The sequence below is a fragment of the Bacillus sp. EKM501B genome (assembly GCF_011800505.1).
In the GTDB taxonomy this organism is placed as follows: domain Bacteria; phylum Bacillota; class Bacilli; order Bacillales; family Bacillaceae_G; genus Bacillus_A; species Bacillus_A cereus.
In genome coordinates, this window is the sequence record NZ_JAALFZ010000032.1 from 1 (window position 1) to 16,752 (window position 16,752).

The following is a 16,752-nucleotide window of genomic DNA, read 5'->3' on the forward strand; positions in this document are numbered from 1 at the left end:
AACTTCGTAACCGCTATTTAGTAATTCTACACATGTATGACTACCAATATATCCTGCTCCACCTGTTACAAGTATTGCCATAATTATAGTCCTCCATATTTCATTCATTATAAACTTCTCAAAGTATATCACATATTTCTTATCCTATGTTTAACATGCGAACACAGAAACTTACATTTTATCCCATAATAATTTTATAACATATACGATTCTAATCAGGTAATAAAAAAATGCCACATAATAAAAATTATGTGACGTTTTTTTATTAAATTACGTAACAATATACACTTAGAAAATGCGCAAGACTACCTAATAATACAAAAACATGAAAAATTTCATGATGCCCCATGTATTTAAACTCTAACCATTTTGGCTTTGTTCCATAAATAAATCCACCAATTGTATAAAAAATGCCCCCAAGTACTAAGAAAATAATGCCTCCTGTACTTAAATTCTCAGCTAACGGTGCAAAGAATAAAACAATTAACCAACCCATCGTAATATAAATTGCTGTCGATAACCACCTTGGACAATTAAACCAAAACATTTTAAATACAATGCCACAAATCGCAGTTGCATAGACTAAACAAAATAATAGCAAACCACTTGCTGAATTTAATGTAATTAAGCAAAAGGGTGCATATGTACCTGCAATTAATATAAAAATCATAGAATGATCTAGCTTCCTAAAGAAGTATATAACACGTTCATTGGCCACAACACTATGATATACAGCTGACGCCGTATAAAGGACCATCATTCCAATACCAAACAAAATAACAGCTGTAATTGCAGCAAATGATGGCATCTTGATAGAAACTTTCACAAGCATAGCTAATAACGCAATAAATGATAATATCGCTCCACCTAAGTGAGTAAATGCATTAACTGGTTCCCTTACATAAGCATTCATAATAACACCCCTCATATAATTACATGTAGTTTTGATAACTACATGTAATTATATACACATTTCTTTTTAAGGTCAACATTTACAATTCATTTGTTTCGTAATACCATATTTAAAGATATATTAAACATTAAGTTCCACTAAGTTATAAAAGTGAGGGATTCTACGTGGAAAATATAAATGAATTACTTAAGACATTACATTTAGAAAAAAACATTAAACTTGAGGATATTCCAAATGTTGACTTATATGTAGACCAAGTTGTCCAACTATTTGAGAATACTTATGCAGATACAACGAGAACTGATGATGAAAAAGTATTAACAAAAACGATGATTAATAATTACGCAAAAGGGAAACTATTCATCCCTATCAAAAATAAAAAGTATTCAAAAGAGCATATGATTTTAATTAGCCTAATTTATCAATTAAAGGGAGCTCTCTCCATTAATGACATAAAAAGTTCATTAGAAACTATAAATGACTCCTTATTAAATGATGATTCATTCGAATTAAATACGTTATACAAAAATTATCTTGCTCTTACTGAAAGCAATGTCGAAAGCTTTAAACAAGACGTAAATAACCGTGTTACAGAAGTAAATGAGATTTCTTCCTTAGAAGATACAAAGCTAGAAAAATTTCTACTACTAACATCCTTCGTGACTATGAGTAATATGTATAGACGTTTAGCTGAGCAACTAGTGGATGATTTAAAAGAATCATAAATAAAAAACTATCCACCTATTAAAGTGGATAGTTTTTTATTTACTTAATTGCTTCATGAACTTTTAGTTGTTTCCCTTTAATCGTTGTAGTCTTCATGACTTTCAAGACAAGTGGTCCTTTTCCATTTAATATTTCAACGTAAGAAACATTATCTTGTATCGTAATAATACCTATATCTTCTGCTGTAACACCTTTAATTTTAGCAATTGTACCGACGAAATCTACCGCCCTAATTTTCTTTTTCTTCCCGCCATTAAAGTACAGCTTCATAATGCCTTTGTTGATATCTGCATTTTTATCTTTCTTTATAATTGGTTTAGCATGTATCTTTTCTTCAAATGCAGCTTTCTCTTTCATAACTTCTTCTTTTGAAGGTCCAATTGCCTTTGGAATTTCAAATCCAATATACTCCTCAATCTCTTCTAAAAATCTATTTTCATATGGTGTTATAAATGTAATAGCTTTTCCACTATTTCCAGCTCGTCCCGTTCTTCCAGTACGATGTACATAGCTTTCTTTTTCAAGTGGAATATCATAATTAATAACATGTGTAATATTATCAATATCAATTCCTCTCGCAGCTACATCTGTGGCTACTAAATAACGGAATTTTCCTTTTCTAAAATCATCCATGACTTCAAAACGATCTTCTTGTACCATACCACCATGTATTTTGTCACAAGGATAGTTAGCTCGTTTTAATTGTCTATATACATGATCTACATTTTCTTGTGTACGACAGAAAATAATACAGCTATCAGGATTCTCAATCGTTGTTACATCTTTAAGTAGTGAAAGCTTCTCGTCTTCTATCACCTCAAAAAGAGTATGTTCAATTTTATCCGTCGTAATCCCAGCTGCTTTAATTTCAATATGAATTGGTGAATTCATATATGTACGAGACAATTTCTCAACATCTTCTGGAAGTGTTGCTGAAAATAACATCGTCATTCTTTTTGTAGGTAATTCATCAATAATTGCCTCTACTTGATCGATAAAGCCCATATTTAGCATCTCATCTGCTTCATCAATAACTAAATACTTCAAACACTCTAAAGAAAGGGTACCCTTCTCAATATGATCCAACACACGACCAGGAGTACCAACTACAATATGTGTCTTTTGCTTTAATTCTAATTTTTGACGTGCAAATGGAGATTTCCCATAAACTGCCGCAGCCTTAATCCTTTTGAATCGACCTATATTTGTAATATCTTCTTTTACCTGTACCGCAAGCTCTCTCGTTGGTGTTAAAACTAATGCTTGTGGTTTATTCTCTTCCCACTCCACCATTTCACAAAGTGGAATACCAAATGAAGCTGTTTTTCCACTTCCAGTCTGGGACTTCACAACAAGATCCTTCTTTTGTAATGCAACTGGAATAACCTCACCTTGTACTTCTGTTGGATGATCATACCCTAACCCAGTAAGTGCCCTTACAATTTCCTTACTTAATTTATAATCAGAAAAACTTTTTTTACTCATATATTAACCTCATTTTATTCTGTATTATTTTCTTTTTTATCTTTTGTATACGTTACTATCACCCTACTTATTATACTTGAAACCTCACATAAAAAGGTGAATCATGCCAGATTCATCTTTTTATATAGAAACAAACCTTTTCATTTCATATATTGTTCAACTACTTGATAACATCTTTTGCTTGCATTGTTAGCATTAACCTTTTCATAGTATCCTACATCCACTCCAAAAAAATAAAAAGAATACATACAACCTTGTGTAATTATCTTAATTTTTCAACCTTTTTCATAAACGAACAATAAAAATAAAAAAACGTTTTAAATTCGTTTTTAACGTTGTTTTTCAGGTATAAAATCTACTTTTTCAAAAAATGTTAAGAAATTCTTTGACTTCTTAATAAAAATAATGTAAATTATCCTATGGACGAACATTTTTAATTAATAAAAATAAAATATTCGTATTTTAGGGGTGTAAATGATGGAAAACGTATTCGACTATGAAGATATTCAATTAATTCCTGCAAAATGTATTGTAAATAGCCGCTCTGAATGTGATACAACTGTCACTTTAGGAAAACATAAATTTAAATTACCTGTCGTACCTGCAAATATGCAAACGATTATTGATGAAAGAATTGCAACTTATTTAGCTGAGAATAACTACTTTTATATCATGCATCGTTTCCAACCAGAGAAACGAATCTCATTCATTAGAGATATGCAATCACGTGGATTAATCGCTTCTATCAGCGTTGGTGTAAAAGAGGACGAATATGAATTCGTACAACAATTAGCTGCTGAGCAACTGACACCTGAATATATCACGATTGATATCGCACACGGTCATTCTAATGCTGTGATCAACATGATTCAACATATTAAAAAACATTTACCAGAGAGCTTCGTTATCGCTGGAAACGTTGGAACTCCAGAAGCGGTAAGAGAATTAGAAAATGCTGGTGCCGATGCAACAAAAGTTGGTATTGGACCTGGTAAAGTTTGTATTACTAAAATTAAAACAGGCTTCGGAACTGGTGGTTGGCAGCTAGCTGCACTTCGCTGGTGTGCAAAAGCTGCAAGTAAGCCAATTATCGCTGATGGTGGTATTCGTACACACGGCGACGTAGCTAAATCTATTCGATTTGGGGCAACTATGGTCATGATCGGTTCTCTATTCGCTGGTCACGAAGAGTCTCCAGGGGAAACAATTGAAAGAGATGGCAAACTTTATAAAGAATACTTCGGTTCTGCTTCTGAATTCCAAAAGGGTGAGAAGAAAAACGTTGAAGGTAAGAAAATGTTCGTTGAGCATAAAGGTTCTTTAGAAGATACGTTAATCGAAATGGAACAAGATCTTCAATCTTCTATCTCTTACGCTGGTGGAACAAAATTAGATGCTATTCGTACTGTAGATTATGTTGTCGTGAAAAACTCGATTTTCAATGGTGACAAAGTATATTAATTCTTAAATTAACTTGAAGGACAAGTATTTTCATGCTTGTCCTTCTTTTTTGTATATAAAAATGAAAAAAATTTTAATTTAACTGAATTTTTTATCATTATATTTTTAGATAGTCTTAAGAAGGAGTATATACGACTTGAAAAATGTAATAGAAAATCGTCTTAATTGCGCAGAGGTACCTGCTGAACTAACATGGGATTTATCCGATTTGTATAATTCTGATGCCGAATAGCATACTGCATTAAACGCATTGGAAAATGATATACAGAAACTTGATTCATTTAAAGGGCATTTACATACTAGCTCCCACACTTTATTAAATTGCCTACTTTTAGAAGAAGAACTTTTAATGACGTTAACAAAACTGTACTCATATGCAAATTTAAAAGAATCTACTGATCGTACAAATCCAAGTATTCAAGCGAACTCTTCCAAAATTGCTGCTTTATGGACGAAAGTACATACTGCACTATCCTTTATTCATAATGAAATCCTCTCATTCGGCGAAGGAACAATTGAAAAATATTTAACTGAAGAAACAAAACTTGAACCTTTCCGTAAATCGTTACTAGAAATACTACAAAAAAGGCAGCACACACTGCATCCACTGCAGTAGCTCAAATGATTAAAGAGGAAGGACAACCTGCTATTGATCGCTGGTAGTACAATGAAACATGCCTGAGTAGATATGTCAAAACCAGATGCAATCCGTAAAGCTGTTTCTTACGTTGGTTCATTAATTGATAAATTAGAGCATTCTTATCAAGTATAAAAAATAAACCCTCGCTTTATGAGGGCTTATTTCATATTTACTTCCCAAACCGTTTGCGATATCCACATTTCCTGCAAAGTTCTTCAACCGCAACTCTTTTCGAAAATCCATCGACAATGTTTGTTGCTCTTTCACCTTCGATAATGTTAGAAAATGAATCATTATTAATATTCCCAAGGTTAATAATCCCTTCACCATCTAAACAACAAGGAATAACTGTTCCATTCGCTAAAATACCCGCTTGATTACGAAGTCCATGACAGAACCCTTTCCCATCATCCTCTTCTTCATGTAATGCTGGCCACTGGAATTCATAGTCTTGATTAATAAAGACACGTTCTGCAATTTTTATACCTTTTCCTGGTGTAAGCTTCTCTTCAATTTGATAAGATAGATCAAATTCATTTTCAATTATAGATAATAACTCTCTATTTTTCTGGATTTCAGCATTCGTTTTATTATCCTGAGTTAAATTCCATAACCTTAACGATACAATTAAATCTGATTGACTTGTCGCTTCCCTAATGAAGGAAAGTATACTCCTTACATAGCCCTCTTTATCTTGCGAACCTGGATGTCCATCAAAACTATGCAGTGAAAAATTCATTTGTCTTAACGCAGGCTTATTTAACAGCCTATGTCTTCTCTTATTAATTAACGTTCCGTTCGTTGTAATATTAACTTTAAACCCTTTTTCATGACTTAAGTCTAATAGTTGATCTATTTTCGGGTGGAGCAACGGCTCACCCTTCACGTGCAAATAAATGTAGTCTGTGTGAGGTTTAATTTGGTCTAATCTTTTAGCAAAATCCTCCACAGAAATGAATTGCTTCTGCCTTTCCGTCGGCGGACAAAAGCTACACGCAAGATTACATACACTCGTAATCTCCAAGTAAAACTTCTTAAACTTCTTCACCTTTAATTCCTCACTTCTCTAACTACTTATACTTTTTCCTCTTCATATTACAGCATATTTTTATGGAAATAGAAACATACTTATTTTAGGAAATCTACATACCATCTAATAATATTTAAAAGACCATCGGTAATTTTTGTCCAATGGTCTTTTTATCCTTTTATATGCAAAGAATAAATTTATTTATGATACGGTTCATCGTAACTATTCTAAATAAGGTTATTTTTTATTATTTTCATAATTAAATTTAACAAAAAAGGTAGTGCCTTCCGATCCTGTTTGAATTTCTATTTTTGCATTATGGCGGGCAGCAATGGCATAACATACACCTAACCCCAATCCAGTTCCATTATCTTTGGTCGTGTAAAACGGCGTACCCAGTTTCTCTAATACTTCAGGCCTGATACCTTTTCCTTGATCCCGCACTGCAAGCACCACACAATTTTGACCTTCCTTGTAAGTGCTAATGGTTAGAACTTTCCCTGTATTCATCGCTTCTAAGCCATTACGATATAGATTCATTAATAATTGCCGTATTTCATTACGATTTAAAAGTAATTCTGGAATGTCATTTGTATCGACTTGAATATATTTATTTTGATTGTACGTATCAATCTTTATTAAAGGAATAATATCGCGGATAATTGAATTTAAATCTAACATCTGCAAATCCGATTTCCTTGTATTACCCATTGAGAGAAATTCAGTAATAATAGAATTGGCACGGTTAAGTTCTTCAATCATTAAATGAAAGTACTTATTATGTTTCTCATAGGTATTCTCTTCTTTTAATAACTGTAAAAATCCTAGTACTGTTGTCATTGGATTTCTAATTTCATGGCTGATACCTGCTGCCATTTGCCCTATTAAATCTATGTTGGATAATCTTTTCAATTCCTGTTCATATTTCTTTTTTTCCGTTATGTTTTTAAAAATACAACAAATACCATCATCATACGGGTATGCAATAACTTCGTGCCAATATTCATCTGCAGTAGAAAAAAATTCGAAATGAACTGTAGTTCGCTCTGACATCGCACGATGAAATTCCTTATACATAACTGTGTCGATTTCACTCGGGAAAACATCCCATATATTCTTTCCTAATACATCTTTTGCTGTTTTTCTTTGCGGAAAATATTGGTGCTTATTTACGTACGTAAATTCCCATTTATTATTTAAAATAAAAAATCCATCCGTAATACATTCAATCACACTTGTAACTTTTTCATTAGCAGCAGCTAGCTCTCTCGTTCGCTCTTCCACTATGCTTTCTAGTTGATCCATATATGACAAATTCGAAAACGTAGGGGCTGTGGCATCAACGATAGATTTTGCTAGTTGAAGTTGAGAATGATCAAAATTGTGAGCTTTTCCTTCTTTGCCAACGACGATTACCCCTAATACTTCTCCAATTGAAACCAATGGAATCATCAATAGACCCTTACTATCTATATTTTTTGTTTGAATAACTTCTTGAATCTTGGCTTCATAGCTTTTCTCTGTCCAATCCGCTTCTGTCCAATGACAGCCCTTACTTAATTTCGTTGTTTTAATTGTTGTTTTATCTAGCGGATCTAGAAGATGGGCAGTCATATTTTTACTCTCTAAAATCTGTTCTAGGTAAAAAAAGCATTTATCAAAACTCTCCTGTATCGAGGAACACATTGATAAATCACGTGTAACATTTAGTAACAGCTGCTTCTCAGCAATAAGGTTTTCCTTTTGTTTTAAATTATTTGTGTTTTGAATTGCAACCGCAGCCATATTTACATAAGCTTCAACACTTTGAATTTCTGAATCTGTTAAGTTCATCGGAATTCCATAATCAAATAAAAAAACTAGACCAAATAACTCTTGCCCAAATGAGATAGGCAAAGCTAATAAGGACTTAATTTTGAATGCATTAACCGGTCTCGGATCTGGTCGATGATCCTTTGAGGTATCAGGAATATAGATGGTTTTTTTCGTTTCAATAACCTCTTTTGCCAGTAAGTCTATTTCAGGATCAATTACTTGAGTATCGAGCGTTACGCCATTTATAGTCTCTGGTTTTCCTGCAAACCCTCTAAATGTTCCATCTTCCTGGGGTAAATAAATTCCAACAGCATCGCACCTAACAATTTCCTCTGATATCGCCATTGTCACACGCTGCAATACGTCACGTAGTTCTAATTTCGTATTTATTATTTTTGTTATATTTGCGAGTCTAGAATATCTCGTCTGATCACTTACCATTCACATAGCCTCCAATTATAGGCATAATAAAATAAATATGATAATATCAGTGTTTTACATAGAATACATTACTTATGATACGGTTCTCCACGATTAATCCGAAACGCTCTATACACTTGCTCAAGCAACACTAATCGCATTAATTGGTGTGGTAATGTCATCTTTGAAAAAGAAAGTGATTCATTTGAACGCTTCATCACTTCTGAGCTTAGTCCAAGTGATCCACCAATTACAAATGCGACTTTACTCTTTCCGTATGTAGCAAGGCGATCTAGACTTACCGCAAATTCTTCTGATGACTTTTGCTTTCCTTCTATAGCTAATGCAATCACATGCGTGTCATCAGAAATTTTATCGAGTATACGTATACCTTCTTTTTCCTTTACAATTAACATTTCTGCTTCACTTAAATTTTCTGGCGCCTTTTCATCAGGTAATTCAATTACTTCTACTTTTGCGTATGCAGATAATCGTTTTAAGTATTCTGCTATACCTTGTTTCAAATATTTTTCTTTTAATTTCCCAATTGAAATAATCGAGATATTCACACGTATCCTCCACCTTACAAACATGTTATCCACAAAACTTATCCACATATCCACAAATACTACCCACATATTGTGTGAGAATCTGTGTTCGATACAACATATGTCGCCTCATTTTGACAAAATTCACATGTTTTTTTCTCTTTTCCCGAGTTATCCACATTGTTGATAACTGGTGCAACTTCACACTCATCCACAATAATATCTAACGCTAATTCAACATGTTCTAAACAACAAGGTAAATTCATTTTCTACACCTCACTTTTCTACAATAGAAAACAGGAGGTAGGCCCTCCTGTTTTTAATACTTTTGAATGCCTAATTTCACTGTTGTTGTTACTCTTTTTGTACCACGATAAAACGTAAGAGTCATTTTATCATTAATTTCCTTATCATATAAGGCCGTACGGAATCCAATAATATCGCGAATCGGTTTTCCATCTACTGCCACAATAACATCATGTTCTCTTAAACCAGCATCCGCACCTGGCGAAGGACTTTTCACATCCAAAATACAAACGCCCTCTGTTACAGTACCTGGTAAATGTAATGTTTTTGACCAATAATAGTTTGGGATTTCATTTAATGACCTAAGTTCAATCCCAACATACGGTCTTCTTACTTTTCCATACTTCTCAAGTTCATTCATAATCGGAACAGCTCTAGTCACCGGAATAGCAAGGCCGATTCCTTCTACTTCTTTTGCAGCAATTTTCATTGAATTAATACCAATTAATTGTCCTGCTGCATTTACAAGCGCACCACCACTATTCCCCGGATTAATCGCTGCATCTGTTTGTAACACTTCTACTTGCCAATCATAATGTCCATCTTGATCTAAATCTACAGGGACAATACGTTCATTAGCTGAAATAATACCTTGTGTAACTGTTCCAGAAAATTGCAGTCCAAGTGGGTTTCCAATCGCAATGACTGGTTCTCCTCTGCGAACAGTATTAGAATCGCCAATTTCAATTATTTTTTTCACATGTTTTGCATCTATTTCTAATACAGCTAAATCTGTGACTACATCGGTTCCTAATACTTTTCCAGGAACCTTCTTACCATCACTTAGACTTACTTCAATACGATTCGCTCCAGCTACAACATGATTATTCGTTACAATATAAGCTTGACCATCTGTCTTTTTATAAATTACTCCTGATCCTGTACCGGCCTCTGAATCTGCCTCTGAAAAATTATCTCGTTGAATGTTAATAACACCCACAACAGCTTCAGATGCACGATCAACAGCATCTACAAAGCTAATCTGTTTAATCCCTTGAGCTTCAGCCATATTACTTCCGCTTGCTTCAGCTTGCGGAAGCGTATCAGCAGAATTCGAAAATAAAGGCGCTCCAAACGCAAATAAAGAAGCTCCTACAATTGTTCCCGCTATACTCGAAAGAACTATACCTTTGTGCTTCTTTTTTCCTGCACGTTTCATACGATAACTTTCTTCATCAATAAAGGACATATTTGTTCACCTATCTTCCTGAAAACAACTATATTCACCTTTATTGTTTACTAAAATGAAGAATTATACGTATTGAATTTTTGTAGGCATTTTTGGATCTGTATCGTGAATTTCAAAGGATTCACCCACTCCAAATCCTTTTTCCTCTAGTACTTGTGATACTGACATACGTGCTAGTTCTTTCATGTTATTATCTAAGCTTAAATGGGCTAAATAAATATGCTTTGTCTCATCTGTAATTACATCTGCCATCGCTAATGCAGCATCCTCATTACAAACATGCCCAACGTCACTTAAAATACGTCGTTTAATGCTCCATGGATAACGTCCCATACGAAGCATTTCTACATCATGATTACTTTCAAATACAAAAGCATTAGCTCCCTTAATAACGCCCTTCATACGGTCACTTACGTATCCCGTATCTGTAATAAGCGCTAATTTCCTATTATTGTTATGGAAAGCATAAAACATCGGTTCTGCCGCATCATGAGAAACTCCAAATGACTCGACTTCAATATCACCAAATGTTTTCACATCACCAACTGAGAAAATAAACTTTTGTTCAGTTGGGATATTTCCTATTAAATGTTCCATTGCATTCCATGTTTTCTCATTCGCATAAACAGGTAAATCATATTTACGTGCCAATACACCTAATCCTTTAATATGATCACTATGCTCATGCGTTACAAGAATACCTGATACATCATTTATATTTAGTTCTGCTTGTTTAAATAAAGCCTCTGTTGCTTTACCACTTAAACCTGCGTCGACTAGTAATTTTTTTTCATCGGTTCCTACGTATAGCATATTTCCTGTACTTCCACTTGCAAGTACGCTAAAATGCAACCCCATTCTTTCTCACTCCAGTATGTTCATCAACCACTTGATTTTCCTTTTCTCCTAATTCCATAACTTGTCCTTCAATTGCATTCACAAAGAAGTCCTGCTTCTGCTCCGTTTTTAAATTCCACGTTGGAGCAAGTACTTGGTTATTAGAAGTAGATGCGGTAAGAGTGGCATAACCAATTTGCGCTTCTTTAACATGCGTATTTCCATGAATTTTATTTTTTAAATACAAATTTTCTAAAGCTGTTTGAGCCGTAATAATTTCTTGCTCTTTCGTTTTTTCACCTTCGCCCATTTCTTTTAAATCAGTTAGCATTGTCTGCGTATATGAAACAAGTTCATTTTTTTCATTTAATTCCACAACAATCATCGCCTGATTATTATAGAAAATAGGCTTATCTTTATATTTTTGGAAGAAATAAATTTTAGAGTCTTTCACCGCTCCAAATTCATACTTTTGTCCATCCAATACATAGTTCTTCAAAAATTCATTATACTTATCTTTTGATAATGATTTCGTATTTAAAAAAGGCTCTTTTAGCTTACTTTCTATCTTGTACATATTTTGTATATGCACCGTTTGATTTTTCAAAGACTGTATATCTTCTTCTTTAAAGGCTTTATTTTCCGCTCTAATAAATGACTCTTTTTTCGGTTCTTTAGGGATATTTCCCATCGTAATTTTATTTGCTTTTAATTCTTGATCTATCTTTGTTTCTGCAATAAGCTCCAATTGATTACTATCTTGCTTTTGAATGAATTGGAAAATGAGAAAGAGGTCCAAAACAAAAAAGGTCACAATAAATATGGTTTTAATCCGATCCCAATCCATTTAGTCCTCCCTCACTCCACTCATAGATTTTCTGTTTACCTGTTTCATCTTCAACAAGCTTTACATACCAAATTGGTTGTAGTCGAACCACTTGCCCATCTAGTGATAACTTGTATCCAATGCCAATATCCTTAATTAATTGTTTCTTTATCTCTGGGTTATTTTCTAGGGATGCTATTACAACATGCCCTGACGGAAGAGTAACCTTCTGTTCTATACCTTTAGTATTTAAAGACAGCAACGGTCTTTCATATTCCATTACTTCTTCTGATCCCCATACTTGTCTTAATTCCGCTAATCCATCTGCATTGAATACTGGATATCCATCTTCATTTAAGCGAAATACTGTCTCTCCTTTATTCATATAGTCCAAACGATATGAATCCAAACTCCCACTGTGACCACTTACAAATTCAAAGCTTTTTTGTAAAAGCATTAAATTATCTATCGTTTTCTCAGTTAAAACAGAAGAGTTTTTATACTTTAGCATGTGACGATCGTTTTCAATTTCCATGGATCTAATACCATCTGTAAATGTTTCTTTCGACATCTCGTTAATCGGACTTAAATAACGAGGATCACTAAACAGAGTATTCTTAAACGTATCAACTGCTAAATTAGATGAAATATATGTTATATTGCTTAACTCTGTCGTTCCATCTGGTAAAAATAATTTTTTCATATCATTAAGTTGATAATCAAAATAAGGTTTTGCTGATACTATAAATTGATTTTGGGCATTTACAATATCTTTTAAATACAAGCCACTTAATTTTGCCTCGTATATTTTAAAGTTATCACCATCAGAAACAAAGTTAATTTTAATTTCTTGATCCTTACTTCTAGAAGGATCAAGGAGAATACGATTAAAATGTTTAGGCTTATCTGTACTTTTCTCTTTCATGTTGAACATGGATTTAACTGCATCAAATGGGATATCGGTAGGGAAAACAAGTTCAACTTTCCCTTCACCATGCACATATGAAAGGAAATCCCCCTTAGTGATTGATATCTCTCTAAAACCATGTAGTTCCCCTACTTCTAGAGGCTTATAGATTGATTCTATATCTGCCTCTCTTCTGCTCCCATAATGATTTTTATCTTTATGCACGATGATAGAAGTAGGACGGACAACATCGGAAATTTTAGTTTGGTTCATTCCTTCATTCCCCTGTACAAATTTCGCGTTTTGCATGGATGTAGAATCTGGCACATACGTCCATAGATTAAAAGTAAGAAATAGGCTAATTACAACTAGGTTAATTAAAACTATTGTTTTAAAGTTTTCCATACTCATTCCCAATCGTCCTCTTCATCTGCTGCCATTGGTAACGTGAAATAAATAGTTGTCCCTTTTCCTTCTTCACTCTTCGCCCAAATAGAGCCACCATGTGCCTCAATCATTTCTTTTGCAATTGCTAATCCAAGTCCCGTACCACCCATTTGTCTTGAACGAGCTTTATCTACGCGATAAAAACGTTCAAAGATTTTATCAACGTTTTCTTTTGGAATACCCATTCCTTGGTCACTTACACTAATTTCTAATAAATCACCGCGATCACGTAAACGATATGTTACTGTTCCACCTTCTGGTGAATACTTTAATGCGTTAGAAATAATGTTATACAGCACCTGAGTAATTTTGTCAGTATCCATATCAATAAATCTAGATTTCTTAGAGAAAGATCGTTTGAAACTTACATTTTGCTCTTTAGACATTTCAAAGCGATCAATAATATTATTAAAGAAATCAGTAAAGTCGACCCATTCTTTCATTAAACGATGCTCTGTACTATCCAGTTTAGATAGCTGTAACAACGCATTTACAAGTCTAATCATTCTTTCTGTTTCTTCTTGTGTAACCGTTAAAAATTGTGGTGCAATATTTGGATCCTGCCATGCTCCATCTGTAAGTGCCTCTAAATAACTGCGCATCGTCGTTAATGGCGTCCTTAATTCATGAGAGACATTTGCCACAAACTCACGGCGTTCCCGTTCTATACGTTCCTGCTCTGTTACATCATATAGTACAGCAATTAAGCCGTTTGCCTTCCCTGTTTCTTTTTGAATAACAGAGAAACTAGCACGTAAAATATATGGTTCATTTCTCGTACTAAAATCTAATAAAACAGAATCTGGCTCTTCATATAAATGATCGAGCGTAAATTCTTCCTGTATCCCTAATACCTCTAAAACAGATTGATCGAGCGCTGTTTCACGAGAAACATTTAACATCTTTTCCGCAGGGTCATTTAGTAAAATAATATCCCCTTTTCGATCAGTAGCAATTACTCCATCTGTCATATGTGATAAAACAGATGATAATTTACGCCTTTCACTTTCTGTAGAAGAACGAGCTTGTTGTAATTTTTTCGATAAATTATTGAAGGATAATGCCAGTTGTCCAATTTCATCATGGCTATGCACTTTTACTTTTCTGGAATAATTTCCTTTTGCCATTTCAATTGCTTGTCTCCGCATATCTGAAATTGGTCTTGTAATTGTTTGAGCCAATAAAATCCCAAGTACGGCCGTTACTAATAAAGCAATTACTGTTCCCGTAGCAAAAATTTGATTTATATCCTTCATTTGTTTATATACATCTTCCATAGATGCCACAATGTAAATAACACCAAGCGCATCCTTACCGTTATCATCTAGAATCGGAGTAAGCATAACTTGAACACGATGACCTGTACTACCATCCTTCTCAATTTTCACTTCTGGCTTTTTTTGTACTAACACTCGCTGAACAGCTATATCAGTTGATGTTCGATTCACCTTATTCTGCTTTGATTCATCTGAAATAGCCAGTAACTTTCTGTGCGAATCAAATACACTTACCTCTTGTATAACTTTCTTCTGATCAGAGGCAAATTTTCGAATTGACGTTTTAATCGTTTCATCTGTTGACTCTGTTTCTGCTTTTGTATAACTTTTTTTAAACTCTTGCTTCAAATTATATGATAATAAGTTTGTTTGCTGCGTTAAAGAATCCCTAAAACCTTGTACTAAGCTCTTCTCTAATTCCCTTACGAAATATACTCCAATAACTTGCATCGCTATTAATATTAATAGCATATATATAAGCACAAATTTTAAATGAATAGATTGAAAAAAACCAACTTTCTTCATATACTATTCCTGCTCTGGGTCACGCAAGTAATACCCTACTCCACGTCTAGTTACAATTAAAGTAGGATGGCTTGGATTATCTTCAATTTTTTCACGCAAACGACGTACTGTAACGTCTACTGTGCGCACATCTCCAAAATAGTCATAACCCCAAACTGTTTGTAATAAATGTTCGCGTGTCATAACTTGTCCTAAATGTTTCGCTAAATAATGTAGCAACTCAAATTCACGATGTGTAAGCTCGATATTTTCCTCGCGCTTCGTTACACTATATGCATTTGGATTAATCACAATTGGTCCAATAACCATTTCTGTATTTTCTTCTTTTTCCGCAGCACCACCTTGTTGATGGCGGCGTAAATTCGCCTTCACACGAGCAAGTAATTCCCTTGTACTAAATGGCTTCGTTACATAATCATCTGCCCCAAGCTCAAGCCCTAATACTTTATCAATCTCAGAGTCCTTTGCTGTAAGCATAATAATCGGCATTTCTGAGCTTTTACGTATTTCACGGCAAACCTCTAAGCCGTCTTTACCTGGTAGCATAATATCTAATAAAACCATATCTGGTTGCTCTTCATTAGCCTTTTCAATTGCTTCATCACCATCATGTGCCATTACTATTTCAAAACCTTCTTTTTCTAAGTTAAACTTCAAAATATCTGCAATCGGCTTTTCATCATCAACTACTAAAATTTTCTTTCCCATCATCGTCTATTTCCTCCTTATAAAAATATGGTCAATAATCCCTAAACATATTGATGTTTACATAGTATGTCCTATATGATCGCATCCTTTGTTTAAGTATTTTCTCCTCTATTCTCATAGACTCATGTATGATCCACTTTTACACGGCATCTTATACGATCTATAGAAAAACCTCTAGCTTCAACTGCTAGAGGCTCCTCGTTCTATTTTAAAATAACTACTCAGTTTTGTAAAATTACATAAATAAAAAGGATATTAAGTGGGCCCACTTAATATCCTGAGAGTGGCTCGGGACGGAATCGAACCGCCGACACGAGGATTTTCAGTCCTCTGCTCTACCGACTGAGCTACCGAGCCAAAACTATATATAAAACCACTAATGGTGGTATAAACAAAAGTGGCGGTCCCGACCGGGGTCGAACCGGCGATCTCCTGCGTGACAGGCAGGCATGTTAACCACTACACCACGGGACCAAAAATAAGCAAAAAAAAACATGACCCGTACGGGATTCGAACCCGTGTTACCGCCGTGAAAGGGCGGTGTCTTAACCACTTGACCAACGGGCCACGAAAAATAAAATGGTGAGCCATGAAGGACTCGAACCTTCGACCCTCTGATTAAAAGTCAGATGCTCTACCAACTGAGCTAATGGCTCATACTCACCAACGTCATATTTTCGTGACGACAAGAT

Annotated in this window: 15 protein-coding genes, 4 tRNA genes and 1 pseudogene; 3 read left to right on the forward strand and 17 right to left on the reverse strand. The window is 34.3% G+C overall.

Features of this window, described 5'->3' with window-relative positions:
• Together HFD78_RS27885 and trhA are read right to left on the reverse strand one after the other, a co-directional pair.
• Positions 1-81: NAD-dependent epimerase/dehydratase family protein (locus HFD78_RS27885; protein WP_142387554.1), on the reverse strand; the 81-nt coding region annotated here is incomplete at its 3' end.
• A 184-nt stretch (positions 82-265) separates the two neighbouring features.
• Positions 266-913, reverse strand: a complete 648-nt coding sequence (gene trhA, locus HFD78_RS27890; protein WP_000995363.1) for a PAQR family membrane homeostasis protein TrhA — start codon at positions 911-913, stop codon at positions 266-268.
• 164 nt (positions 914-1,077) lie between these two features.
• On the opposite strand from trhA, the gene HFD78_RS27895 reads away from it, so the two are divergent.
• On the forward strand, positions 1,078-1,638 hold the full coding sequence (locus tag HFD78_RS27895) for a DUF1836 domain-containing protein (RefSeq protein ID WP_000427884.1): 561 nt from the start codon (positions 1,078-1,080) through the stop codon (positions 1,636-1,638).
• Between the two features lie 40 nt (positions 1,639-1,678).
• Here the strand turns inward: HFD78_RS27895 and HFD78_RS27900 are convergent, their stop codons facing one another.
• A complete protein-coding gene (locus HFD78_RS27900; RefSeq protein WP_000039343.1) occupies positions 1,679-3,124 on the reverse strand; it encodes a DEAD/DEAH box helicase in 1,446 nt (481 codons plus the stop codon).
• 477 nt (positions 3,125-3,601) lie between these two features.
• Here HFD78_RS27900 and guaC point away from each other — a divergent pair, with 477 nt between their 5' ends.
• Together guaC and HFD78_RS27910 are read left to right on the forward strand one after the other, a co-directional pair.
• The gene (gene guaC, locus HFD78_RS27905) at positions 3,602-4,585 is read left to right on the forward strand and encodes a GMP reductase (RefSeq protein ID WP_000432447.1); all 984 of its coding nucleotides are present in this window, start codon (positions 3,602-3,604) and stop codon (positions 4,583-4,585) included.
• Between the two features lie 136 nt (positions 4,586-4,721).
• Positions 4,722-5,192 (forward strand): annotated as a pseudogene (locus tag HFD78_RS27910) (oligoendopeptidase F); the annotation flags it as partial.
• Positions 5,193-5,394: 202 nt separating this feature from the next.
• Here the strand turns inward: HFD78_RS27910 and HFD78_RS27915 are convergent.
• The 14 genes from HFD78_RS27915 to HFD78_RS27980 form a co-directional block, all read right to left on the reverse strand.
• Positions 5,395-6,273, reverse strand: a complete 879-nt coding sequence (locus HFD78_RS27915) for a radical SAM/SPASM domain-containing protein (RefSeq protein ID WP_000713633.1) — start codon at positions 6,271-6,273, stop codon at positions 5,395-5,397.
• A 219-nt stretch (positions 6,274-6,492) separates the two neighbouring features.
• Positions 6,493-8,511 (reverse strand): GAF domain-containing sensor histidine kinase, encoded by a 2,019-nt coding sequence (locus HFD78_RS27920; protein WP_097863192.1) that lies wholly within the window; start codon positions 8,509-8,511, stop codon positions 6,493-6,495.
• Positions 8,512-8,579: 68 nt separating this feature from the next.
• Positions 8,580-9,059 carry a 23S rRNA (pseudouridine(1915)-N(3))-methyltransferase RlmH gene (rlmH, locus tag HFD78_RS27925; protein ID WP_001027003.1) on the reverse strand — a complete coding sequence of 160 codons (480 nt, stop codon included), beginning with the start codon at positions 9,057-9,059 and terminating at the stop codon, positions 8,580-8,582.
• Between the two features lie 59 nt (positions 9,060-9,118).
• Positions 9,119-9,304, reverse strand: coding sequence for a CxxH/CxxC protein (locus HFD78_RS27930; protein ID WP_001052831.1), 186 nt, complete (start codon positions 9,302-9,304; stop codon positions 9,119-9,121).
• A gap of 53 nt (positions 9,305-9,357) precedes the next feature.
• Positions 9,358-10,533 (reverse strand): S1C family serine protease, encoded by a 1,176-nt coding sequence (locus tag HFD78_RS27935; RefSeq protein WP_000008042.1) that lies wholly within the window; start codon positions 10,531-10,533, stop codon positions 9,358-9,360.
• 63 nt (positions 10,534-10,596) lie between these two features.
• Positions 10,597-11,391, reverse strand: a complete 795-nt coding sequence (locus HFD78_RS27940; protein ID WP_000522837.1) for an MBL fold metallo-hydrolase — start codon at positions 11,389-11,391, stop codon at positions 10,597-10,599.
• Positions 11,375-12,217 (reverse strand): two-component system regulatory protein YycI, encoded by an 843-nt coding sequence (locus HFD78_RS27945; protein WP_000383740.1) that lies wholly within the window; start codon positions 12,215-12,217, stop codon positions 11,375-11,377. The genes HFD78_RS27940 and HFD78_RS27945 overlap by 17 nt, the downstream gene beginning before the upstream one ends.
• On the reverse strand, positions 12,198-13,514 hold the full coding sequence (locus tag HFD78_RS27950) for a YycH family regulatory protein (RefSeq protein ID WP_000061564.1): 1,317 nt from the start codon (positions 13,512-13,514) through the stop codon (positions 12,198-12,200). Before HFD78_RS27950 ends, HFD78_RS27945 begins: the two co-directional genes overlap by 20 nt.
• Positions 13,511-15,352: a cell wall metabolism sensor histidine kinase WalK gene (walK, locus tag HFD78_RS27955; protein ID WP_000755367.1), complete on the reverse strand. Its 1,842-nt coding sequence runs from the start codon at positions 15,350-15,352 to the stop codon at positions 13,511-13,513. Before walK ends, HFD78_RS27950 begins: the two co-directional genes overlap by 4 nt.
• Positions 15,353-15,355: 3 nt before the next feature.
• On the reverse strand, positions 15,356-16,063 hold the full coding sequence (gene walR / locus HFD78_RS27960; RefSeq protein WP_000971865.1) for a cell wall metabolism DNA-binding response regulator WalR: 708 nt from the start codon (positions 16,061-16,063) through the stop codon (positions 15,356-15,358).
• Positions 16,064-16,344: 281 nt separating this feature from the next.
• A tRNA-Phe gene (locus HFD78_RS27965) sits at positions 16,345-16,417 on the reverse strand.
• A gap of 41 nt (positions 16,418-16,458) precedes the next feature.
• Positions 16,459-16,534 (reverse strand) — tRNA-Asp (locus tag HFD78_RS27970).
• 21 nt (positions 16,535-16,555) lie between these two features.
• Positions 16,556-16,627: transfer RNA gene (locus HFD78_RS27975), tRNA-Glu, on the reverse strand.
• A gap of 13 nt (positions 16,628-16,640) precedes the next feature.
• Positions 16,641-16,716, reverse strand: a tRNA-Lys gene (locus HFD78_RS27980).
• Between the last annotated feature and the right edge of the window lie 36 nt (positions 16,717-16,752).